This is a genomic window from Fictibacillus marinisediminis (assembly GCF_023149135.1).
GTDB classification, from domain to species: domain Bacteria; phylum Bacillota; class Bacilli; order Bacillales; family Fictibacillaceae; genus Fictibacillus_C; species Fictibacillus_C marinisediminis.
Window position 1 is genome coordinate 2,256,861 of record NZ_JAIWJX010000002.1, and the last position, 22,582, is coordinate 2,279,442.

At 40.0% G+C, this 22,582-nt stretch carries 20 protein-coding genes and 2 pseudogenes; 11 read left to right on the forward strand and 11 right to left on the reverse strand.

Going from position 1 to position 22,582, the window contains the following annotated elements:
* Positions 1 to 109 precede the first annotated feature (109 nt).
* The 4 genes from LCY76_RS12070 to LCY76_RS12085 all read left to right on the forward strand — a co-directional run bounded on the left by LCY76_RS12070 (position 110) and on the right by LCY76_RS12085 (position 3,140).
* Positions 110 to 1,558: a sensor histidine kinase gene (locus tag LCY76_RS12070; RefSeq protein ID WP_248252847.1), complete on the forward strand. Its 1,449-nt coding sequence runs from the start codon at positions 110 to 112 to the stop codon at positions 1,556 to 1,558.
* A complete protein-coding gene (locus LCY76_RS12075; protein ID WP_248252848.1) occupies positions 1,555 to 2,241 on the forward strand; it encodes a response regulator transcription factor in 687 nt (228 codons plus the stop codon). The genes LCY76_RS12070 and LCY76_RS12075 overlap by 4 nt, the downstream gene beginning before the upstream one ends.
* Positions 2,242 to 2,512: 271 nt before the next feature.
* Positions 2,513 to 2,893, forward strand: coding sequence for a hypothetical protein (locus tag LCY76_RS12080; protein WP_248252849.1), 381 nt, complete (start codon positions 2,513 to 2,515; stop codon positions 2,891 to 2,893).
* Between the two features lie 28 nt (positions 2,894 to 2,921).
* A complete protein-coding gene (locus LCY76_RS12085) occupies positions 2,922 to 3,140 on the forward strand; it encodes an SHOCT domain-containing protein (RefSeq protein ID WP_248252850.1) in 219 nt (72 codons plus the stop codon).
* Between the two features lie 96 nt (positions 3,141 to 3,236).
* Here LCY76_RS12085 and LCY76_RS24150 read toward each other — a convergent pair whose 3' ends face one another.
* Positions 3,237 to 3,602, reverse strand: coding sequence for a hypothetical protein (locus LCY76_RS24150; protein WP_082683359.1), 366 nt, complete (start codon positions 3,600 to 3,602; stop codon positions 3,237 to 3,239).
* A 196-nt stretch (positions 3,603 to 3,798) separates the two neighbouring features.
* Here LCY76_RS24150 and LCY76_RS12090 point away from each other — a divergent pair, with 196 nt between their 5' ends.
* The 4 genes from LCY76_RS12090 (at position 3,799) to LCY76_RS12105 (ending at position 6,988) form a co-directional block, all read left to right on the forward strand.
* The gene (locus LCY76_RS12090; protein ID WP_053354181.1) at positions 3,799 to 4,140 is read left to right on the forward strand and encodes a YflT domain-containing protein; all 342 of its coding nucleotides are present in this window, start codon (positions 3,799 to 3,801) and stop codon (positions 4,138 to 4,140) included.
* A gap of 558 nt (positions 4,141 to 4,698) precedes the next feature.
* Positions 4,699 to 5,313: a class I SAM-dependent methyltransferase gene (locus LCY76_RS12095; protein WP_248252851.1), complete on the forward strand. Its 615-nt coding sequence runs from the start codon at positions 4,699 to 4,701 to the stop codon at positions 5,311 to 5,313.
* Positions 5,314 to 5,601: 288 nt separating this feature from the next.
* The gene (locus LCY76_RS12100) at positions 5,602 to 5,883 is read left to right on the forward strand and encodes a YggT family protein (RefSeq protein ID WP_248252852.1); all 282 of its coding nucleotides are present in this window, start codon (positions 5,602 to 5,604) and stop codon (positions 5,881 to 5,883) included.
* Between the two features lie 403 nt (positions 5,884 to 6,286).
* A complete protein-coding gene (locus LCY76_RS12105; protein ID WP_248252853.1) occupies positions 6,287 to 6,988 on the forward strand; it encodes a DUF1510 family protein in 702 nt (233 codons plus the stop codon).
* Between the two features lie 1,195 nt (positions 6,989 to 8,183).
* On the opposite strand, the pseudogene LCY76_RS12110 reads toward LCY76_RS12105, so the two are convergent.
* Positions 8,184 to 8,723: pseudogene (locus LCY76_RS12110) on the reverse strand (cation diffusion facilitator family transporter); the annotation flags it as partial.
* Positions 8,724 to 9,437: 714 nt separating this feature from the next.
* Positions 9,438 to 9,770, reverse strand: coding sequence for a helix-turn-helix domain-containing protein (locus tag LCY76_RS12115; RefSeq protein ID WP_248252854.1), 333 nt, complete (start codon positions 9,768 to 9,770; stop codon positions 9,438 to 9,440).
* 382 nt (positions 9,771 to 10,152) lie between these two features.
* Here LCY76_RS12115 and LCY76_RS12120 point away from each other — a divergent pair, with 382 nt between their 5' ends.
* Positions 10,153 to 10,935: an alpha/beta fold hydrolase gene (locus LCY76_RS12120; protein WP_248252855.1), complete on the forward strand. Its 783-nt coding sequence runs from the start codon at positions 10,153 to 10,155 to the stop codon at positions 10,933 to 10,935.
* 350 nt (positions 10,936 to 11,285) lie between these two features.
* A pseudogene (locus LCY76_RS12125) lies at positions 11,286 to 12,360 on the forward strand (IS110 family transposase); the annotation flags it as partial.
* A gap of 651 nt (positions 12,361 to 13,011) precedes the next feature.
* On the opposite strand, the gene LCY76_RS12130 reads toward LCY76_RS12125, so the two are convergent.
* Entirely contained in the window at positions 13,012 to 13,473 is a 462-nt protein-coding gene (locus LCY76_RS12130) for a site-specific integrase (protein ID WP_336606280.1), read from the reverse strand.
* A 574-nt stretch (positions 13,474 to 14,047) separates the two neighbouring features.
* Here LCY76_RS12130 and LCY76_RS12135 point away from each other — a divergent pair.
* A complete protein-coding gene (locus LCY76_RS12135) occupies positions 14,048 to 15,268 on the forward strand; it encodes an MFS transporter (RefSeq protein WP_248252856.1) in 1,221 nt (406 codons plus the stop codon).
* A 177-nt stretch (positions 15,269 to 15,445) separates the two neighbouring features.
* Here LCY76_RS12135 and LCY76_RS12140 read toward each other — a convergent pair whose 3' ends face one another.
* From LCY76_RS12140 to LCY76_RS12170, 7 genes are all read right to left on the reverse strand, one after another.
* Positions 15,446 to 16,381 carry a D-2-hydroxyacid dehydrogenase gene (locus tag LCY76_RS12140; RefSeq protein ID WP_248252857.1) on the reverse strand — a complete coding sequence of 312 codons (936 nt, stop codon included), beginning with the start codon at positions 16,379 to 16,381 and terminating at the stop codon, positions 15,446 to 15,448.
* A gap of 92 nt (positions 16,382 to 16,473) precedes the next feature.
* Positions 16,474 to 16,779 (reverse strand): AtuA-related protein, encoded by a 306-nt coding sequence (locus LCY76_RS12145; protein ID WP_062232332.1) that lies wholly within the window; start codon positions 16,777 to 16,779, stop codon positions 16,474 to 16,476.
* A 3-nt stretch (positions 16,780 to 16,782) separates the two neighbouring features.
* A complete protein-coding gene (locus LCY76_RS12150) occupies positions 16,783 to 18,135 on the reverse strand; it encodes an acyclic terpene utilization AtuA family protein (RefSeq protein WP_248252858.1) in 1,353 nt (450 codons plus the stop codon).
* Between the two features lie 25 nt (positions 18,136 to 18,160).
* Complete coding sequence (locus tag LCY76_RS12155) at positions 18,161 to 19,027, reverse strand: HpcH/HpaI aldolase/citrate lyase family protein (protein WP_248252859.1); 867 nt, start codon at positions 19,025 to 19,027, stop codon at positions 18,161 to 18,163.
* 24 nt (positions 19,028 to 19,051) lie between these two features.
* On the reverse strand, positions 19,052 to 20,230 hold the full coding sequence (locus LCY76_RS12160) for a CaiB/BaiF CoA transferase family protein (RefSeq protein WP_248252860.1): 1,179 nt from the start codon (positions 20,228 to 20,230) through the stop codon (positions 19,052 to 19,054).
* Positions 20,231 to 20,301: 71 nt separating this feature from the next.
* Positions 20,302 to 21,609, reverse strand: coding sequence for a CitMHS family transporter (locus LCY76_RS12165; RefSeq protein ID WP_248252861.1), 1,308 nt, complete (start codon positions 21,607 to 21,609; stop codon positions 20,302 to 20,304).
* Between the two features lie 50 nt (positions 21,610 to 21,659).
* The gene (locus LCY76_RS12170; RefSeq protein ID WP_248252862.1) at positions 21,660 to 22,574 is read right to left on the reverse strand and encodes a hydroxymethylglutaryl-CoA lyase; all 915 of its coding nucleotides are present in this window, start codon (positions 22,572 to 22,574) and stop codon (positions 21,660 to 21,662) included.
* Positions 22,575 to 22,582: the final 8 nt, after the last annotated feature.

The window sequence follows — 22,582 nt, forward strand, 5'->3', positions numbered from 1 at the left end:
TTTATTCAGGTGATATACATTTATTTCATTCGAGTTTAGAAAAATTTTAGATTTGAAGGATATACTTAATTGAACATTTTTAATCATTAGGGAACAGGAAGGAAGTATTATGTCTATTCGAGTACGTTTGCTTTTATCCAATCTTGCCATGATCATAATGCCTGTCATTTTGTTCGTTCTGGCTGCTTTTTTGCTCTTCTCGTTCGTCTTTGTCGACCACAAGGATAACCGCTTCATTTTTGGCTCGTTGGGTACGACTGAAGGTGCCCGGCCGGCGGACAAGCAAGTCATGGAATTAAAGAAGACAGCAGCCTTAACACCGGAAAAACTATTGAACGTCCAGTATTTGATCCGGGCAGATAAGGAATTAAATGAACAGGGTGCAGCTTTAGTCGTAAGAAAAGGGGACAAAGTCATTTACCGTTCCGTAAAAGACAAAACCTTGGAAGTCAAGGATCTTCCGGCTTTTGGATTCGAGGGGTCGAACCGCCCGGTCTCGCGATTGGGCAATAAGCTTTATTCCATGCAAAAGTATGATTTTTACTTCTCAAATGGATCAACAGGGACGTTATTTTTTATTCGAGATGCTGATTTTGTAAAACGGATCTTCCCCCTTCTTTTTGGTAGTTTCCTGTTCATCATGCTCATTACAAATGGGCTGCTCACCTATTTTGTATCCAAAAGCATCCTATATCCTGTGAACGAACTAAGGGAAGGGGCCAGGAAGATCAGTGAGGGAAATCTGGACTTTCTATTAGTATCAAAAAGAAACGATGAACTTGGCCAGCTCTGCCAAGCATTTGAGACGATGAGAAAAAAGCTAAAAGCTTCAACGGAAATCCAGCTGCAGTACGAGGAAAACCGGAAAGAACTGATCTCTAACATTTCCCATGATTTAAAAACGCCATTAACCGCCATTAAAGGATATGTGGAAGGAATCCGTGACGGCGTGGCAAATACTTCAGAAAAAATGGATCGGTATACACAGACGATTTACAAAAAGGCAAACGAACTCGACCATCTCATTGATGAACTGTTTTTGTATTCCAAACTGGATTTAAAAAAGGTCCCATTTCATTTTGAAAAAATGGAAACCAGCGGGTATATCGAGAATTATATCGAAGAATTAAGAATGGATGATACAGTCGGTCAGGTCAGGCTGTCCCTTACGATTAAGGAGGGAAAAGAATTCGAAGTGATTGCTGACCGGGATAAACTAAAACGGGTTTTCACCAATATTATAGAGAACAGCCTCAAATACATGGATAAAATAGAAAAATCAATTGATATCGTGTTATCCTCCAATGAAGAAACCGTGTTGGTTGAAGTGCATGACAACGGCCCTGGGATCAAGGAATCTTCTTTACCGCACCTCTTTGATCGTTTTTACCGAGCCGATCCATCCAGGAATACAACCGGGTCGGGACTGGGACTGGCTATTGCAAAACGGATCATCGAAGATCATGGCGGGGAAATATGGGCGGAAAGCCGTGAGAATGAAGGGACCAGTATCATTTTTACGCTAAAAAAAGCCGTGAATGAGGAGGCAAGCCCATGAAAAAAGTGTTAATTATTGAAGATGATGTGAGTATTGCCGAATTGGAGTGTGACTATCTGGAGATCAATGGGCTAGCGGCCGAAATCGCTTTAACAGGGGATACAGGCCTACAAAAAGCATGTTCTGAACCGTTTAACCTCGTTCTCCTGGACCTAATGCTGCCAAACATGGATGGATTTGAACTATGCAAAAAGCTGCGGCAGGAAAAAGATATCCCGATATTAATGGTATCCGCCAAAAAAGATGACATTGATAAAATACGGGGATTTGGGCTTGGGGCGGATGACTTTATTGTAAAACCGTTCAGCCCGGGCGAACTCGTGGCAAGAGTGAAGGCACACCTGGCAAGATATGATCGGTTGAGTAAACGGGAAAATCCGGCTGATGAGATCCATATTCGCGGCCTTCACATAAAGAAAGCTTCCCGTCAGGTGCTTATGAATGAGCGTGAAGTGATCCTTACGGCAAAAGAATTTGATCTGCTTTTCTTTCTGGCGATGAATCCGAATCATGTGTTCAGCAAAGAACATCTTTTCGAAAGAATCTGGGGCTTTGATTCGATGGGTGACATTGCGACGGTTACAGTGCATATCCGGAAGCTCCGTGAAAAAATAGAGATTGATCCCTCCAATCCACAGTACATTGAGACAATCTGGGGGGCCGGCTATCGATTCAGAGGTTAAACCCGGCATAGTCCAGGTTTTTTTCGTTAGAATGCAACAGCGATTTAAAAAGTTTATTGAAATTTAAGATTTTGTTTAGAAGAGGTTTAGAAATTATGGATACCATGAGGTGAAACGGATTAGTGACGAAAAGGAGGTGTTGATGATGAAGCAGTTGACAGGCAGGGCAAAAAAATGACTGGTAATCCTCCATCTTTTATTCGCTGCTATTTTATTTGGAGTCACTGTTTCCTTTCTTGTACTAAGTGTTACCGCAGCTGCTACGGATGACGTGACCATACTGAAGAGCTGTTATACGGTCATGTACATTCTTGCAACTTCGTCAGTACGTGCATCAACGATCGGTGTAGTCGTAACGGGAATCTTTCTGTCGGTTTGGACGAAGTGGGGGCTGTTCAAATTCCACTGGATCATCGTGAAGGAAGTCTTAACGATTCTTTCTATAGGGCTAGGAATCTTCGGGATGTACTACTGGACGCTCGATGCCTCTTCTATAACGGCAACGGAAGGTCTTCGTGCGCTGCATGATCAGGGGTTCCTTGTGAACCGGCTGCAGTTGTTTATAGGTATTATTCTTCAGATCCTTTCCCTTGGGACGATGTTCTTCCTGTCAGTATTTAAGCCATGGGTACGCCGGAATCGCAGCAGTTAACCATGATCAAATAAAAGGAGGAAAGTGTATGGGCTGGGAACATCACGGATTTCAATTTCCATTCTTCGGATTAATTTTTTTGAGTCTAGTGACCGTACTGATCATTTTTAAAATGATAGCATTTCGGAGGTGCCATTCCTATATGAACAATCAAAACGACGCTTCCGTTATACTGAAACGCCGTCTTGCTTCAGGGGATATTAAAGAAGAGGAGTACAAGAAGCTTAAACAGCTAGTAGACAAATAAAACCTAAAGGGGTTTTACTAATCGAGAAAGAAATAATAGGAGTAAAAAATACAAAAATTAGTAATAAGGACCCAGAATTTCACTGGGTCCAATTAATTAAAAGCCGCCTTCTAAAGGATGAAAAGGAATTCGCAATCTTTCTTCCACTATGCGCAGGCGTTGGTTTAATCGGTTTAACTGACGTGAATGGCGTTCAACAGTGTTTTCAAGTTGGTTAACTTCCCGATTAAGCTGGTTGACTCGGTTTTCCAGCTGATTAACCCGCCTTTCAAGCTGCCTTATTGGAGGCTGTCTATCTGGGTCATGTTGCTGATGAGGATAATAATCATTCGACTGTTGTGAGTAAGGGTCGTATTGCTGTTGCTGGACGTATGGTTGATAAGAACCGTATTGCTGCTGGACATATGGTTGATAAGAACCATATTGCTGCTGGACATATGGTTGAGAACCGTATTGATAAATAAATAACCTCTCCTTTCAAAATTCTCAAAATAAACTCCCTTACTAAGATATGTATCCATAATGGGAGTGGACATATATAAATACCTATTTTTAAAAAGAAGGAGAAATCCAGTTTTCATTAATCTCTATAAACACGATCCTATTGTTTAGTTTTTTTCAAAATTGGGTACTTTTTGACCTAAGGAGAGTGATTTAATTGAATCCCAAATTTAAAATATTCCACAATGATGAACATTTGAGTGAATCAATTGACAAGCTTAGAAACAATGGAATTCGAGATGATGATATCTACATTCTTGCTCATGATAATGATCATGTCAGACGCGATAGGAAGGAAACAGATGCCAATAAGATTGGGGTCAACGTAACTGGGTTGGGCACTGCGACGAAAAATGTGTTCAAAAGCAAAGGGGATAAATTAAGATCCAAAATGAAGGAAATTGGATTTGACCAATCAAAGGCTGAACAACTAGAAGAAGAATTAGACAAGGGAAAAACGCTATTAGTTGTAACAAATCAAGATGAAGTTAAGTTTTAATGCATGAAATTCATCTGTTAGTAAGTAAAAGGGCAGTATTCATATTGGAGTTCTACTTTTTAGACTAGAGGCATTATTCGTAAGCTGGTATATCGAATGTCAGTGGGATATGTATTTAGTCGGATAAGTATCCTCATAAAGAATTGAGGAAATTTGATTTATCCAAAGTTTCTTTGCCATATGAATGGTTCTTAGAGTGTCGTCAGTAAATGAACACAGTATAAGGTAATGAAATTACTCTTGAACTAACAGGTGCTTTAAGATGTAAGCTGCCAACACTGGCAGCTTTTTTTATTGTATCAACGGTCAGATTTTTTGAAGAATGGTATTATTGTTTTAATTGAATAAGATAAAAATGGAGGCGGGAAATGTACAGCGACAAGAAGTTACGAACACTGGAAATCCCGTTAAATGAGGTTGTAAATATAAATCCGATTAAAGTTACAATAGAAAATATTAATTTGAAAATTGCATTTTAAAGCAATAGCTAAAAAGGAATATCCATTGCTGTCCATTAGTTAACTGTCGGTAGTTGTTTAAGAAGGTAAGGGGGCAAGCATGAACAATAAGAAGCTGATAAAAAAGTTTGATAAACAAGCAAATACCTACGATCGAAGAAGAGAAAAACAAATCCAAAGGAAGTGGAGAGAAAAATTAATTGAAGAGGCCCAAGGATCCGTTCTAGAAGTGGCAGTCGGAGCAGGAGGAAACTTCCCGTTTTATAACCGTGAGGAGATTGAAAAAATTACAGCGGTGGATTTTAGTCCTGAAATGTTAGAAAAAGCAAGAGTAGCAGCACATCAATATCATCTTCCAATCGAATTTGTTGAAAGTGACATTGATCAATTGGAGTTTGAGGAGAATCAGTTTGATACCATTGTTTCTACGCTTTCATTCTGCGGTTACCCTCAACCATTAAAAACGTTAGAGAACCTAAGTAAATGGTGTAAACCAATGGGACAAATATTGTTATTGGAGCATGGTATCAGTTCTAATTTCATTTTCTCAACGTTACAAAAGGTATTAGATCCTTTGGCTGTTAGAACGATTGGGTGCCATCAAAATAGAGACATCATGGAACTGATCAGCCTTTCTCCTATTGAGATCCAGAAAGTAGAACATCATTGGCTGGATGTTTTCCATCTGGTTTGGGCGAAACCCAAAAATAAATGATGGGCATAAAAAATAATGTATTGAATGCATAAAGATGCTCAGAGGGAATCTGAGCATCTTTTTTGTTTTAGGAAATCTTCAGGCCTCTATTTTTCGAACAGCTCTTTATGTTTTAACGAAATATAGTTATCCATAACAAATATCCTTTTTCTTCTTGAACAAGGAAGAAATATCGAAACCTTATTGGAAATTAAAACGTATATGAATCATAAGAAGGAAATTAAAGCACAGGCATTCATTGTATTAATGGTATTTAAAAAAATTATAATAGACGGGAAGAAATAAAAATTGGGCTCTATCATTTTACAAATTGGGCAATATATTTACGATATTTATTATTGGTTAATGTTAATATCCATTCTCGGTTCCTGGTTTCCGCAATTTTATGCCACAAAAGTTGGCATATGGATTAGTAAACTAGTTGACCCTTACTTTGCTGTCTTTCGGCGTTTTATCCCGCCTCTTGGTGTAATTGATTTTTCACCTATCATCGCTTTAATTGCGTATAGATATTTAGGGGGATTTGCTCTCGAAGGTCTTCGCCAATTAATGAATATGATGGGCGTATAATAATGATAAACAACCTGTCGAATAAAGCAGAGAAAACAATAAATCTTAACAGGGCTGCATCGCAGCTCTTTTTTTTATTGAACTAACGGGCAGCATTCCTGTTCCCAGAGTTTCTAACGGTTTTTAAAGATTGGGAAGGTATTAAGCGAATTGCCAGTACCTCTATTGGTATTCGTAAATGTTCTCAACTGGCTATTTTGTACCAAAAAAACAAATCATTAATGATTTGTTTTGACTTCGCATTACCCCAATGTTAAGAATATTTTACCTCTTTATTTTACCCCTTATGTTATAAAAAACCTGTCGAATATTATCCAAGCAACATCATTTCCGTTGGTAAAGATGAAATCAAAACTTTTGTAAAACCATTGCGGTGAAGTGATAAAACTGAAGGAGGGATAAGATGAGATCGAGATTTCAACGCCAAAAGAGAAAAAAGCTCCATGTTAGTCTGAACGCCTTAATTTGTATCGTATTGGTCCTAATATTTATTGTAGCAGGAAATATAATATGGGGAGACAGTAATGAGGCCTCAACCAATAACCCACAAAATACAACCAGAAGTAAAGGTGAACAAAATAACCAACAAAATAATGACACCACGATCCGAAAAGATAAAGAGACCGAATTGAAAAAACAAGAGATAAAATTGAGAGAAAATAAAAAAACTAAAGACCAGCAAGAAGCTAAGCGAATCCAGAAAGACTCCGAGGAAGCTAAAAAAGAACAAAAAGCAGAAAAAGACCGAGAAGAGCAGAAAGCAAAAGAAGCCAAGGAAGAACGCGAGAAGCAAAGGTCTCAAGACGAGAAGAAAGTTACAGGATCTGGGTCGTCGGAACCCATTGGAACGAGTCAGACTGGACCCCATACTTCGAGTTATGTTGAGGATTCAGTGGATTGGAACGAAAAAGTAAAAGCAATCCAAATGGCAACAGGTCTAGGGGACAACATGAACATCTGGCGAATTGAAAATGGCGGGGGACCGCAAAAATCAGTGGGAAAAGTGAGCCCTGACGGCGAAGATAGTTGGATGTATGTTGTGAACCTTGAATGGGTTGATCAAAAAGGCTGGAAAGTAACAAGTGTTAGTAAACAAAATCGATGAAAGGGATTTCTTATTGAACTAAGTGTGCATACTTAGAGTTCAAGTGTAGCTGGTGCTAGTTTCTTCCTCCATAGTCTTGTTCCAATAGGGGTCCTACCAACAAAACGCGGAAAACATACGCTAAGAGAGTAACATCAGGAAAATACGGGTTTACAACGGTAAGGAAATCCAAATATAAAAAAAAGCCTAATTTCTCGCTTTTAACACTGAGAAATTAGGCTTTAGTTAGGGGGAGGAGGCGTTCTTTTTTGCCTTTCCCGAAAATTTTGATGGTTTGAGTATTCAAATCGATTTACTCCCACATAAGATCCACTAACTCTTGTCGTTCCCGCAGTTGTCCTGTTCATTTCTGTGCCTTTGATATTCATGTATCATGAAGGGGAATCTTGTTAAGGTTATAGACGGTGAAATGAAAATGGTGGGGGTTACTGAGTATGTACCACCTTTGGCACGAAGGAAACTTATTCAAGTAGCCGCTGGAAAAGTGGTAAGTGAAACAGGTTGTCTATCTTAAACCAACTATTCGTTGTACCGTTAAATTTAGGAATTACACTAAGGCAGGGCTGAAAGAGGGCCCCTTCATAGAACTTCAAAAGGCGATAAGCCAACAAATACGATTACCAAAGATAATCTAGATGGACAAGAGTCAAAACCGCCTGAGGGAACTAATGATGAAGATGTTCCAAAAGCAACAGAGCAAGTGTTTCTAATTAAATGATTAAAAATAAAGTAAACATAAAAGAGAGGCTTTGTATTTATACAGGCCTCTCTTTACAATGATTAATCAACAGATACTTAACGGAGCTGATGTAATGTGGGCTCCGATGATGCCAGCAATAGGAATCAGCTACTAGTGATCCTCTTTTCCGAAAGTAAATCGATTCCACTCTCTAGAAAGGACCGTTAACATGAACAATAAGAACCTGATAATGAAGTTCGATAAACAAGCTAAAGACGTCGCTCTTTATGAAAAAGTAGAGCACCGCTGCACACCATTGAAGCAGGTGCAAAATCCAAACCTCTGGATGCAAAGACTTTAACTAACGTAGCTGATGAACTGAATAGTGTTTTATCCAAAGTGGAAAAATTGAAGTAAAAACAAAAAGCCCAAGAATGACGGCATATTCTTGGGCTATTTTTAATGGTTGCTAGGCCGTAGTGCATTATTGGCAAGAGATAATAAAGATCACAATGCTTAGTTGGGTTCCACATGGACATGAACATCATATACTCCGTAATCTCTTATGAGGATCCTTTCCATAAGGGTGGCTATATCATGAGCTTCTTTAATGCCTAACGTAGATTTAACCATTATAACAACATCAATAACTTCGTTATTTCCGTAATTTCTCCCCTTAATGGTTTTTATTCTTTTAACTCCATCCACTTTTGAAATGGCTTCTTGATAAAGTTTTAGTTTTTCTTCATCAAAGCCATCTGAAAGTTCATGGGACGCTTGTTTAAAGATATCCAATGCTGTTTTACATATTAAGAGCCCTACTATAATGGCAGTCACAGTATCAAGCCATGGCATTTTTAATTGGGAACCAAAGATTCCGATGGCTGCTCCTATACTTACCCAGGCATCGGACAAATTATCTTTAGCGGCTGCCATAACCGATTTACTGTTAATTTTAAGAGCTAGTCTTTTGTTGTAACGATAAACGAAATACATGGCTAATGCAGAAAAAATACCTGTATAAGCGGCAATTAGATCTGGAGATTCTTTCTTCTCACAAAAAAAAGAATGTTAAACTTAAATGTAAATGTAAAGTTAAACGTTCATCCTCAAGCTCATCCTCAAGATTTATCTGTAAAAGAAAGAAAAAGCGTCGTCGTCACCACTCGTAATATAAAAGTTAAATGGTTGTGAAGTCTATCTCTTCGGAGGTAGGCTTTTCTAATTTCTTAAAAAGGACTTCACTCCGAGGTAGCCAACTACCGCAGAGTGGTCTTTAACCAAGATGGTTTCTAATGGAATTACAATAATCAATTCCTCACAATTATTAGAGCTAGGGAGTCAGTTTTTTAAGAATGGAAAACCCTTAACGTATTGTTTAGATCCTAACCAATTAGATAAGGAAGTGCACAATGAGCAAAGTCCATGAATAAATAAAAAACTTCTGCCCTTCCAGTCAGGTTAGAGGAGCAGAAGCTTCTTAAGAATCCCTGATTGATGAGGATTCCGTCCTTGCATTTAATTGTATTCATTCAGTTTACCAATATGAGGAAAAGAACAAAAAAATTAATGAGGTAATTAACCTATTATATTCGCAAGAGATCATTGACTTTTTCGAAATCCTGGTTCATTAAAATTGATCCAATTTATAATTTTTGTTTTTTCATTTTGTAAAATATCGAGCAGCGAAGTAAAGACCCAATACATAAACAACCGCAGTGTAGTGGGGGGCTTCCTATGTAAATAGATGTCCATTTGTATTATTTGAATTCATTTCAGAAAGTGTTCCAGTCCGTTTTCCAAGGTCGATAACAGATATTCAGCTGTACCAGGCTCGGCTTCTGATAATGCACGGAATTGCTGCATCGCTCGATTAAAACGAAAGGTAATTTGATCTTCTTCCTGGTCTGGCGGGACCATGGAGAAGATAAGAAGTTCCTTTTGAATCTTTTCTAATAAGTGAAGTTCAATATTATCTGTTTTTCCCCTTTCCAAATTACTCAAGTCTCCTGAGGAAACACCAAGTTGATTGGCAAAAGCGTTTAACGTTATCCCTTTCTTTTCTCGGACATATCGGATTCGTTTTCCCAGATCTTGCATCATGAATGTGGCTACCTCCTTAACAAGTGCATATGTGAAACCTTTTCTAGGTAAGGACTATTTCTCTGCGGTGTTTCTTATTTCCTTTGTTTTTTCGTTACCTACCTTTAGGGAAGGTGATTCTTTTGTGAAATCGGCCCATTAGCAACACTTGTTCAAAAGTTACCACTTTTTCATTGAGGGCACTTGAATTGGAATCCTCTCTTTTTATAGGCTGTTTTAGCATTAATTGTAGCTTTGCTTAACCTTGTTCAACTAACGGGCAGGATAGTTCAATAACCCTATCCTTTTACGCTTCTACAACCAATGGAGGGGTAGGTATGCACCTAGCTTACAAAGATGAATATCTTATTGGTAAAACCATTTTAACTACGGAGGAATAGTTATGGGATACTTTGTTACAGTAGAGCCAGGTGTAAATCTATATGTTGAAGATCTTAACCCAGGGGGTAACAAGACCATAGTATTTCTACATGGCTGGCCGTTGAGCCATAAACAGTTCGAATATCAGTTTGATGTTCTTCCTGCAATGGGTTACCGCTGTATTGGCATAGACTGGAGGGGTTTTGGTAATTCGGATAAACCAATTAGTGGCTACACCTTAAATAGACTGGCTGATGATATCCGCACTGTTGTTGGTACACTTCAATTAGAAAATTTTACGCTTGTGGGTCACTCAACAGGTGGAGCAATTGCGATTCGATATATGTCTAGATACAACGGTTACGGAGTATCCCAACTTGTCCTTGTTGATGCTGCAGCTCCCACAGGCTTTACCGCAGAAACTGCTAATAACTTTCTTAAAGAAGCCTTAAATGACCGCCCTAAAATGATGCAGGACGTAACAGATGGCTTTTTCTTTCAGTATGTAACTCGCCCATTCTCAGACTGGTTTTTTCAAATGGGATTACAGGCTGCGGGATGGTCGACAGCGGCAGTCATTGTTTTATTAAGAGATGAGAATTTGAATGAAGATCTTCCAAAAATAGTTGCCCCCACTTTAATTATTCACGGCATTCATGATAAAGTTATTCCATTTTCACAAGCTCAGGAACTAAATCAAAAAATAAGAAATTCAAAGCTAGTCCCGTTTCAATATAGTGGTCATGGTCCTTTCTGGGAAGAACGTGGCAAGTTTAACCAGCTATTGGCACAATATATTCATTAAAAATTTGTAGAAGGGATTGCACAATAACCTTGTCCTTTTATGAGCAGTTTGTTCGATTGATTGTTCAATTAACGGATACGTTCGTATTATGGAGTTAACCAGTTTTTACTGGTTTCTCTTTTTTTTATAGGACCTATTATTTCAGTAGCCAGGGTAGAACGTACGGGTGCGTGGGAGTTAGATCTCGTCAACTAAACTGTTCGCCCCCTACTTGTAGAATGATGTTTGAGGCTGGTTGGGACATATGATCTCGTATAACAAGCGAAGCTATGGAACTACAGGAAGGTTAGGGGTTACTAGCGAGTACAACAAAGGGAGAGATAATTATTGAATCCAGTAGTTGGCCTAGATTGGCCAAAGAGGAAAGTGAAGCTCAAGCCTTTTTAGATAAAGACAGGCCTTTTGGGAAAAGCTTCAGTGTGAAGCATACCAGGGAAGACTTAGATTCATTTGTTTCTTTCTTGAGAGGAATAGAGAGAGATACCGGGGTTCGGCCAGCGGTCATTCTTAAATCTACAGGACATTGCCATGCACCAATTATTCAATGTCTTGAGGACAGTCAATATCTATACATCTTGGTAAATCCGATTATTTCATATCAAGCCAAGAAAACAAGCCTTAGGAAGGTAAATACGGATGCCGTTGATGCATATCATCTTTGTGTTCTTTATTACAAGGAAGAATTTGAGCCTTATAAGAAGGTAGTGACAGTAAATCCTCACCTGGTAAGAAGGAATAAAGAAAATCGTGATAACACCCAGTCTAAGAGTGATAAGAAAGATGCTTTAGTCATCGCGGACATGGTGAAGAACGGTTACTATACCTTCGTGAGAAACACATCGGAATCATTTGAAAAACTAAGGGTTCTAATGTCCAATCGGGATGTGGTGGTTAAACGTCTAGTCAGCTCTATTAATCAATTAAACCGCTGGGTTGATATTGTTTTTCCAGAACTCAGGGAGGTATTTAAAGACATTACTGCCAAAGGTGCAATCGCAACCTTACGGCTCTTTCCATCTCCGATGGAACTGAGTTCCATGAAACCGGATGAGATAGTTGAAGGTTGGAAGTCACTAATGAAAAGACAGCCAGGAATGAAAAAGGCTCAATTGCTTCTCCAGTTGGCCAGAAAATCTGTAGGTACAAGACAAGCTCTTGAAGCATATAAATTTCATCTTGAGCAATTATGAGCAATTATTAGAAGAATATGATCTTGCGGTCCTTCAGTTGGAAAGGGTGGAACAAGCCGTTAACGAGGTATTAAACTGCATACCGTTCGCAAAGAAGTTGCTTACCATTAAGGGAATTAGTGAAATTTCGTTAGCCGGCATTTTAGGTGAAGCTGGCGATTTAAGTGGTTTCTCCCACGGCAATTCCTTGCTCCGGCACGCTGGATTACACCTGGCAGAAGCAAGCTCAGGAAAAAGGGCACTGACCCATTAGGTTAGCAAAACTGGCATCCACCTCTTGGATAGGCATGACGAAGGAATGATAGGGCAATTGACCCGTTGAGACATGGGAGGGAAAGCCTCCATGGGCGGCGTGGAGATGTACATTACATGGAAAATGTGGAGTTTTAGTCTGCTCCTTTATTTCACTATGCCTTCACGAAGCCTTTAGATCCCAAATTTACTCTATCTACCCGTTAGCTTAAATTCAGTGGTTTTGAAATCCTGTGAATAAGCGAGTATTCGCAAGAAAATCGTATTAAACTGAGGGAGTTGAAGAAGGAAATAAACTTTAAAATGGAGAATATTTGGAAATTAGACCTATGAAGGACCTTATACTTTTCAAAGAGGATGATGATTATGAAGAAACAGAAGAAGATCTTGATATTTCTTAAAACAATAACTACTTTTCTGCTTTTAATGATGTTTATACTGTCATCTACGAAAATGATTCATGATTATCTCAGTGCAGCTGTCATAATAATTATTTTAGTTGTTTTCTTTTATACAGAAGGAACAATTAGAAAAAAGGACTCTAATCATATTTAAGCATAGTAGTCGGAACGTCCCATGTTTGGAGCGATTTTTGCCTTTAAACACTGGAAATAAAGGGGGTACCGCATTGTTTTCATTTTGAAGTAATAGCGTTACAAAGGTATGCCGCAAATGATGCAACGAGAACATGGTTTCTGGTAGCAAATTTCCCGGTATCGTTCTCTAAATACGTAAACAGTTGTTTTAGTTCTTGCAGCGTCATATAGACCGGGATTTTCTTGTCCGATTTCGGAGCCTGAACACCGAGCATAAAGTTATGGTTCATGTAGTTTTCTTTGACGCAGTATTCACAGAAAGACTTTAAAGCAGAAATTCGGCATTGAAGTGTTCTAGGCTTGATCTGGTATTGCATGACTTGTTCCTGAATAAAACGGCGTGTGGTGGCCGGCGACAAATCAGCAAGTAGTATGGAGCGATCGTGCTTGGTTAAAAATGCAGGGTAAAGCTGCAGATTAAACGCGTAACTTTTTAGCGTGTTGTGTGAGTAATTTTTCTCAACCTGCAGATACCTCAGAAAATCATCTTCGAGAATTATGGGTCGGTAAACTTAAGCGGCGGAAGTGCCGAATATGAAAGGTTATCGGAACTTGAGAGGAAAAAGTTATGTTCTAATTGAGTTTTTTCTTAGTTAACATAATATATATTCTAGGAAGCTATGTAGATAAGAACAAAATATGTATCAATTGTTAAGTTTACTACTGAAATTGAGACAAAATGAAAAATGATACAAAAATGCTCTCGAGTTTTTTTAGATTGTTTTATTTTACTTTTCAATTGAACCGGCTGCAGTTGTTCCATTGGTAATACATGATTAAATAAAATGAGGAGCTTTTACCTCTTTCTTTAAAAAAACTAAAAGATATACAGCTCGTTTACCATTCTTCTGCTTACAAGTGGCCTGGTTAATTAAAGGAATTTTTAAGATAGCAAGCCTTACATTAATCATGTAATGATTTATTGAGTGGTAAAGAACAACATACAGAAAATGATCCGTCTTTTTTCAATTCTGTTTTTAGTACATCCTTCAATCCTTTCCATTATTCCACTATATTTAATGTTATAATTGCTAAATATTAACCTACGTGAAAATTTTAAGGAAGTGATGGCGGATGGAACGTTGGAAAAGAAATATGTGGGTTTTATGGATCGGAGTTTTTTTCACTTCGGCCAGTTATTCTATGGTTATCCCCTTTCTGCCTCTGTTTCTTCTTCAGATTGGTGTGCACCACCACACTGAAATGTGGGCGGGAGTATTATTTAGTGCAGCATTTTTGGCAGGCGCCATCTCCTCTCCTTATTGGGGACTATTAGCGGACAAATATGGAAGAAAGCCAATGATCATTAGAGCTGGTTTTTCTCTTTTTGTTATTTATACGCTTACCGCCTTTGTGAACAATCCCTATGAATTGCTGGTTCTACGGATCATGCAGGGGCTTCTAACAGGATTCATTCCTGGAGCCATCGCTCTAATTGGTACAAATACACCAAAGAAGAATGTAGGATACGCCCTGGCAATGATATCGACAGCAACAGCTTCAGGCGGGATTATTGGACCTCTCCTTGGGGGTGGTATTTCCACATTAGTCGGAAACAGATGGTCATTTGCCAGTGGAGGATTATTGGTACTATTTTCTACGATTCTCGTAATCTTTATGGTAACAGAGGAAAATTTCACCCCAAGTACGACGAGGGGATCGGTCATCAATGATATCCGGACTGCGACAGCTAACCGCCCATTTATGATTGTCTTGTTATTAACGATGGTGACCGTCTGTTCGCTTATGACCATTGAGCCTGTCTTACCTTTATACATACAAAAATTAGGCGGATCTGTCGAAAATATTTCATTGCTGGCAGGTGTGATCTTTTCTTTACCTGGTATTGCAAGTATTTTATTCGGAGCGTTCTGGGGTAAATTGGCAGATAAAATCGGGTTCCGCACGGTTTTGATCATTGGGTTATGCGGCGGCGGGCTTGGTACATTGGCACAAATGTTATTTCATGGAATCTGGGGATTCTCCATCATACGATTTATGTTCGGCATTTTTTTCTGCGCGGTCTTCCCTGCTTTAAATGGTCTGGTTGTTAAGCTAACACCGGATGATTTTAGAGGCAGGGCCTTTGGACTGAATCAAACCGCTAATCAAATCGGAGGGATGCTCGGTCCAGTCCTTGGCGGTTTTATAGGTGGGATTTTCACGATTCACATTGTTTTTCTAGTAACGGGAATCTTCCTCTTGATCGCTACGGGAATCGCATGGACGTCAAATTGGGAGAATACAAGCAAAAAGAGGCAGGAAAAATTCAGAAGCACCTCTACCTCAGTATAGCCCTTATCAGTACACGTTTTGCAATATCATTCAAACACCCCTGTCGAATTTTGATATTCGACAGGGGTGTTTATGTCTAAGAATTGTTCTGGAGTATGAGTGAAAGATGAAGTATCAGGAAAACACATACTTCAATTCCTTAGTGGTGGAATTGGCAAAGGAAAGCTATAGGACAGTTTAATACCCTCTTTTAAAATCAACCTTATTATGTAGCATCCTGTTTCCTTCAATCATTTTTAGTGTTTCCACAAAACAGGATGCACCCTCCTCAGGTGTGGTAACTGCTGAGATATGGGGAGTAATATGAACTTGGGGATGATTCCAAAATGGGTGGTCGTCTGGCAGCGGCTCATGGTTAAATACATCAAGAACAGCAAATCTGACATGACCTGAATCTAGAGCATGAATCAGCGCATCATTAACAACCGATGCACCTCTTCCTACATTTATAAAACCCGCATTCGTTAAATGATGAAAGAGTTGCCCATCAAAGAAATTGGCTGTTTTTTCGGTCAACGGTAAAGTATTAAGGATGTAGTTCATTTCATGTAACTGTGAAAAATGGTCATCAACAGTCATAACCTCTTTAAAATATTCTTTTTTCTTCCCGCTTAAAGAAACCCCATAGACTTCCATCCCAATTTTTGCAGCCGTTTGGCCGATCTCACCGGTTCCATAAACCATGGTTTTTTGTTTATTTAATAATTGAGGTGGAATGGGATGCCATTTTTTTTGATGCTTTAATTCTTGAAATTGCTCATGTAACTGTACATCCTTAAGTAAGTAGCTCAAGCAATACTCGGCAATTCTTTGTCCAAAGGAACAAATGGTTCTGGTTAATAACACCTCTTCATTCCAGTGTTTTTTGTATAAAAAACAGTCAACACCCGCTCCCAGGGAATGCACCCATTTTACAGAACTGTAGTCAAAATTGGACTTCAAATTAAAGGATGCATAAGCATCAGCCCACGCAAGATCCTCCTGCGTCATCTGTTCTTCAGGCAGAAAGCGGAAATCTTTTTGTAAATCTTCCTTTTCGATAATAGTCTTTTCGATAATAGTCTTAAGTTCTTCGTACATGGGGCTTACGACTAGTAATTTATTTATTTTCATTTTTCTCACCCCTTTTTCATAAACAATAATTGGATGACTTCATTATAATCCAGAATGTCAAAACAGGAGTGTTTATCTCTTTCCATTTTAATTTATAGAACGATTTCCATATCCATCAGCGCTGAACTCAAACTTTTCCCATGGCGATCTAATGAAAGGGAACGAGTCACACCCCCTCCTAATGCGTTATCCATAACAAAGTTTAAAGCACCGATCTTAGGGAGTTCATATCGAATAACGTCTCCCTTTACAATTTCCTGAAAAAATTCTTTTACCCGCTCTGCGGTTATAGATTTTTTCACCTTCTCATAATCACCCATTTCATAAACGATGACAGAAACATTCGAGATATTACCTTTATCTCCAGTTCTTGAATGGGCGATTTCCTTTAGTTTCAAAATTTACACCTCCTCGTATTCCACGTCAATTTGGATATCACTTTCAGGGATAAGAATTGAGGCAATGGAAACAATGTCCTGAATGTTTACCCGTACACCCCCGCCTCCTGCCGGTCCATTCGTATAGAGGGCTTCTACTTCTTGTCCTATTGCCAGAGCTTCCTTCTCTTCGCTGCTCCTAGCCGCTATTCGTAAACGAACCTCTGAAGGTGTAATGTTCTCACTTGATAAGCTTGATATTGACTCTCCATATAATGAGGACACTCCTATAAAATCAATGGATAAATCCTGTATCTTAATATCCCTGTGATCAATTCTTTTTCTAATGATTTCCTCAGACAGTTTAGCTCTATTTAAGCAACCTGAACCGCCATAGCTGATTTCCGCTTCCACAATGAATCCATCTTTATACCCAACGCTTGTTTTATAAAAACCGCTTTTTTTCTTTCCTGACGCTCCTTTCACAAACACATGATCAGAAGACGTCTCCTCCACTTCAATTTGAGAAAAATCCGCGATCACATCAGGAGTTAAATACCTCGCGGGATCATGAATTTCATATACCAATTGTTCTTTTACCGTACTCGTCGATACAACCCCGCCTGCTTCATCAAGCTTAGTTAAAGTAATATCTCCATCCTCATTAATTTCAGCGATTGGAAACCCGACATTCCATAGGTCTTCCACTTCTTTATAGCCTGGATCAGCAAAGTAGCCTCCTGTGACCTGGGCGCCGCATTCCAGTAAATGGCCTGCAGCGGTTGCTTTTCCCAGTCGTTCGTAATCCGTTATCTCCCAGCCGAATTCATACATTAACGGACCGACCGTCAGAGAAGGGTCAGAGACTCGGCCCGTTATCACGATATCAGCATCTTCTTTTAAAGCCCTAACGATTCCCTCCATGCCGATATAAGCGTTCGCCGAAATAATGTGTGTTTGAATTTCTTTCAGCTTCTCCCCGGTTTCCATAACGGGTAAGTCTAAATACTGCTCGATGTTCGAATACACGTCATCCCCTGTAACAGCAGCAATTTTCAGGTTGCGGATTCCTCGTTCCTGTGCCATTGCTTTGACCGCTTTCGCTGCTGATAATGGATTGGCAGCTCCCATATTCGTAATCACTTTAATATGGCTTCCAGCACACAAGGGCAATATTTTATCCATTCGGTACTCCAGTAATCGGTTGTAACCCTTATCTGAATCCTTCAATTTTTCTTGTTGAGCTAAGGCAATGGTTCGTTCAGCCAAACATTCAAAAATGATATAATCCAAATGCCCTTTTTTCATCAATTCAACGGCAGGCTCAATCCGGTCGCCTGCATAGCCTGCACCTGCACCAATCCTTATCGTCCTCACACTTTAATCTCCCATCCGTAATCCTTTAAGAAGAATGAACCCCTGCTGATTGCAATATTCTTCTAGCCCGGTCTACAATCGGCAGATCAACCATTTTCCCGTCCAGCTGCAAAACACCCGAGCCGTTTACTAATGACCGTTCAAAGGCTTTTACTAGTCGTTCCGCTTCTTCTATCTCTTCTTTTGTCGGAGCAAAGACTTGGTTAACAAGCTCAATCTGGTCAGGATGAATAATCAGTTTTCCTTGAAAGCCCAGTTGCTTGATCAATGTGGTTTCTTTTAATAAACCATCGCTATCTTTTATATCAACATACACCGTGTCAATGGGGGCTTCAATGCCTGCAGCCTTCGATGCAATCACGAGGTGCGACCGTGCATAGAGCAATTCCATTCCGCTTTTCGTCAGTTCCGCCTGGATATCCAATGCAAAATCCATGGAACCGAATGCCATACGTATTACACGGGGGCTTGCAGACGCGATTTCAAAAGCGTGATGCAGCCCTAGAGCTGATTCGATAATGGGAACAATTTTAATTTGATTTGAATCCATGTTTCTTTTCGTTTCTAATTCGCTGATTATGCGATCAAGAAAAACGATTTGTTCGCAGGTTTCGGCCTTTGGCAAGACAATCCCTGATATACCAGTACTCAGCACATTTGTCAGATCCTCATAAAAGTAAGGAGAATGATAGCTATTGATCCTTACAAAATTCACTTTGTCTCCATGAAGATCAATTGCTTTTCTCACTCTTGATCTGGCCATTTCTTTTTCATCTGGAGACACGGCATCCTCCAGATCATAGATCAGCACATCCGCACTTAAACTGCCTGCCTTTTGTAATTTCTTTTCATCAGACCCAGGAACAAACATCCATGTTCGAGATCCATTCAAGCACATCACCATCCTTTTCAACTCTTACAAAACTCCAATTGTTCGATAGTTATCAATTGTTGATGCATCAATGCCGAACTCTTTTAAAATTGACTCTGTATGTTCCCCTACTGCCGGTATCGGATTCATTGCCGGCTCCAAATCTTCAAAAGTTACTGGCGGAATTAAAGCTTTCAACGTTCCCGCCGGTGATAGGACGTCTCTCCAGCGATTCCGGATTTTCAACTGTGGATGATTAACAAATTCCTGAACAGTATTCAAATGTGCGTTAGCGATTTCAGCCTTTTCCAGCCTGCTGATAATCGTTTCTGCACTAAGGCTTCGGAATACAGAGTCAATGATTTCTTTCAGCTGACCGCTATTAGCCAATCTCCTGGCATTGCTGTTAAAGCTGGTATCCGTCTTTAATGCAGGGTTTTCCAAGACAACCTCACAGAAATTCGCCCATTCTCGTTCATTTTGTATTCCCATGAAAACCAGTTTTTGATCTCCTGCCAGAAAAGGTCCATATGGATAAATCGTGGCATGGCTTGCTCCAGTTCGTTTCGGATCAGATCCTCCATACTTAGAATAATAAAGGGGATAACCCATCCATTCTCCGAGGGCCTCAAGCATAGAAACTTCCAACACTTGCCCTTTTCCTGTTTTAAAACGGGAGATCAAGGCGGTTAAAATCCCAGAGTACGCATACATCCCGGCGGCTATATCAGCAATGGATATTCCTGCTTTGGATGGTGTTTCTTCTGTACCTGTAATCGAAACCACCCCTGTCTCACATTGGATCAGAAGGTCATACGCTTTTTTATCTTTATATGGTCCATACGATCCATATCCCGAAATTCCACAGATAATCAGCTGCGGATACTTTTCTTTTAAAACATCGGAACAAAATCCCAGCCGATCAACGGCCCCAGGTTTTAGATTCTGAATAAAAACATCCGCCTCCGATAAAATGTTTTCCAAAATCAATTTACCTTCTTGTTGTTGCAAATCAAGTGTTATTGACTCTTTTGAACGATTGAGCCAGACAAAGTGGCTGGACATGCCCTTGGCGGCTGAATCATAATGGCGGGCAAAATCCCCGGTGCACGGCCTCTCAACCTTTATGACGCGTGCCCCTAAATCCGCTAATTGTCTGGAAGCAAATGGGGCCGCTACTGCCTGCTCCAGTGTAACAACTGTAATCCCTTCTAACGGCAGCATTTAAATCCTCCTTCCTATTCATAATCGCAACCTCGTCCCACTCCGTTAACTCGAGTGGGGGGTGAGGAAATTTACAAAGAAATAGCTCCGGTGATAAGCGCAATAACTGTCATAACGATGGTCGTTCCAAATGCCCAGAAGAAAACACTCTTCTGAAGGTCACCCAAATCCACCTTACATAAACCAAGAAGAACAAAGACAGATGGATTTAATGGGCTTAGCGGAAACCCTGTTGTAGCGTTTCCTAGTAATGCGGCGCGGCCAATGTCTAAAGGATCAATACCGAACGAGGCTGCTGATTCGCTCAGAATCGGAAGCACTCCATAATAAAAGGCATCGGGAGAAAATACTAAGCTTAACGGCATACTGATGACGGCTATTAAAGTCGGAAGGTGCGGCCCCATCCAATCCGGTATGATGGAGACCATTGACACCGCCATGGCATCCAGCATTTTTGTGCCTGAAAGGACGCCTGTGAAAATACCTGCGGCGAAAATGGTAAAGCACACTAAGACCATGCTTTTTGCATGTGCAGCAATCTGTTCATTCTGTCTGTTAACATCAGGAAAGTTCACGATTAAAGCAAGGGCAAAAGCAAGGATAAATAAGACAGGTACTGGCATTAATTCCATGATTAAAACCGTTATAAGAACCACCGTTAGAATAAGATTGAACCAGAACATTTTTGGAAGACCAGTTGCCGGCATGTCCAAAGCGGCGGCCGTCTCTTCTTCAGCATTTTTTCCATGATGATTCGTCCATTGAACAACTCCCAGACGTTTTCTCTCTTTCTTGCCAAGTACGTAGGAAACAAACACAACCCAGGCCATTCCTGCAAGCATGGAAGGAATTATCGGATTAAACAGTTGTGAAGAAGTGGCATCCAGTGAAACCATGGCTCTTGCCAGCGGTCCACCCCAAGGGATAATGTTCATGACTCCCGCTCCAAGGGCTACGGTACTTGCCAGGATAAGAGGATTCATGCCCAGCCTTTTATAAACAGGGAGCAAGGCAGTGATTGTAATCATAAATGTCGCAGAACCATCTCCGTCCAAAGCAACGATTAAGGTAATGATGGCAGTGGCCATTACGATTTTAAGCGGATCGCCTTTGGCAAATCGAATCAACCGTGAGATCATCGGGTCAAACAATCCTCGATCAATCATTAATCCAAAATATAAGATGGAAAACCCGATCATGATGCCTGTCGGTGTTACTTTCTGAACGCCCTCAAGCATCATTTCTCCCATTTCTAGCCTAAAGCCGCCAATCAGACCAAATACGATCGGTACGAGTGCAAAAGCAATTAATACTGAAACTCGTTTCGTCATGACCAAATAAAGAAAAGTACCAATCATTAAAAATCCTAAAATAGCCATTCCTTAAACCCCCTTATTATTCGTTGAGTAGAAAGCGGTTACAATTTCTCCTATACCCTCTGTTTCAGACTCCCCCCTCTCACTTGCTGCAGGTGGCCTGTCAGCCTCCGTTCTGTCATTTCTTTTACAAGAATTACGCAATCCATCAGCTTTTCAAAATCAATTCCGGTTTCGATACCCATTTCGTTAAGCATAAATACAAAGTCTTCGGTAGAATCATTTCCTGCAGCGCCTGGCGCAAATGGGCATCCGCCCAGACCGCCAATGGCAGTATCGAAAGAGGTTATTCCAGCTTGCAAAGCAGCTAATGAATTAGCTTTTGAAAATCCGTATGTATCGTGAAAATGTGCTGTAACTTTAGCCTTTGTACCGAGGTCTAAGGTTTTTGAGAATAACTGATAGACCTGATGTGGATTCGCTCGGCCGATCGTATCGCATAGAACAATCTCATCTACCTCTAACGTTTCCAATGTCTTCACCATATTCAATGTTGTTTCTTCTGCTACAATCCCTTCATACGGACAGTGGAAAGAGGTGGCAATACTGAACCTTACAAACATATCCTCACTTTTTGCTTCTTCTACCACTAGCGATAATTGGTGCAGTGATTCTTCCACGGACATCCGAACATTTTTCATATTAAACGTCTCGCTTGCACCAGCAACAAGAGCAAGGTTTTTAGCTCCCGCTTCTCTTGCCAGTTCAAATCCTCTTTTATTCGGAATGAGGACCAGATATTGCAAATCCGGCTTTTGATCAATGTTTCGATAGACAACATCGGCGTCTGCCATTTGCGGCACATGCTTTGGCGATACAAACGAGGTTGCCTCCATTCTTTTGATCCCTGTCTCACCTAAGGCATGAATGAGCTGTAATTTCTGTTCGGTTGGGATAAACGTTTTTTCATTTTGGATGCCATCTCGTGGCCCCGATTCCATGATTTCTACACGTTTTGGTAAATTCATCAGTCCCT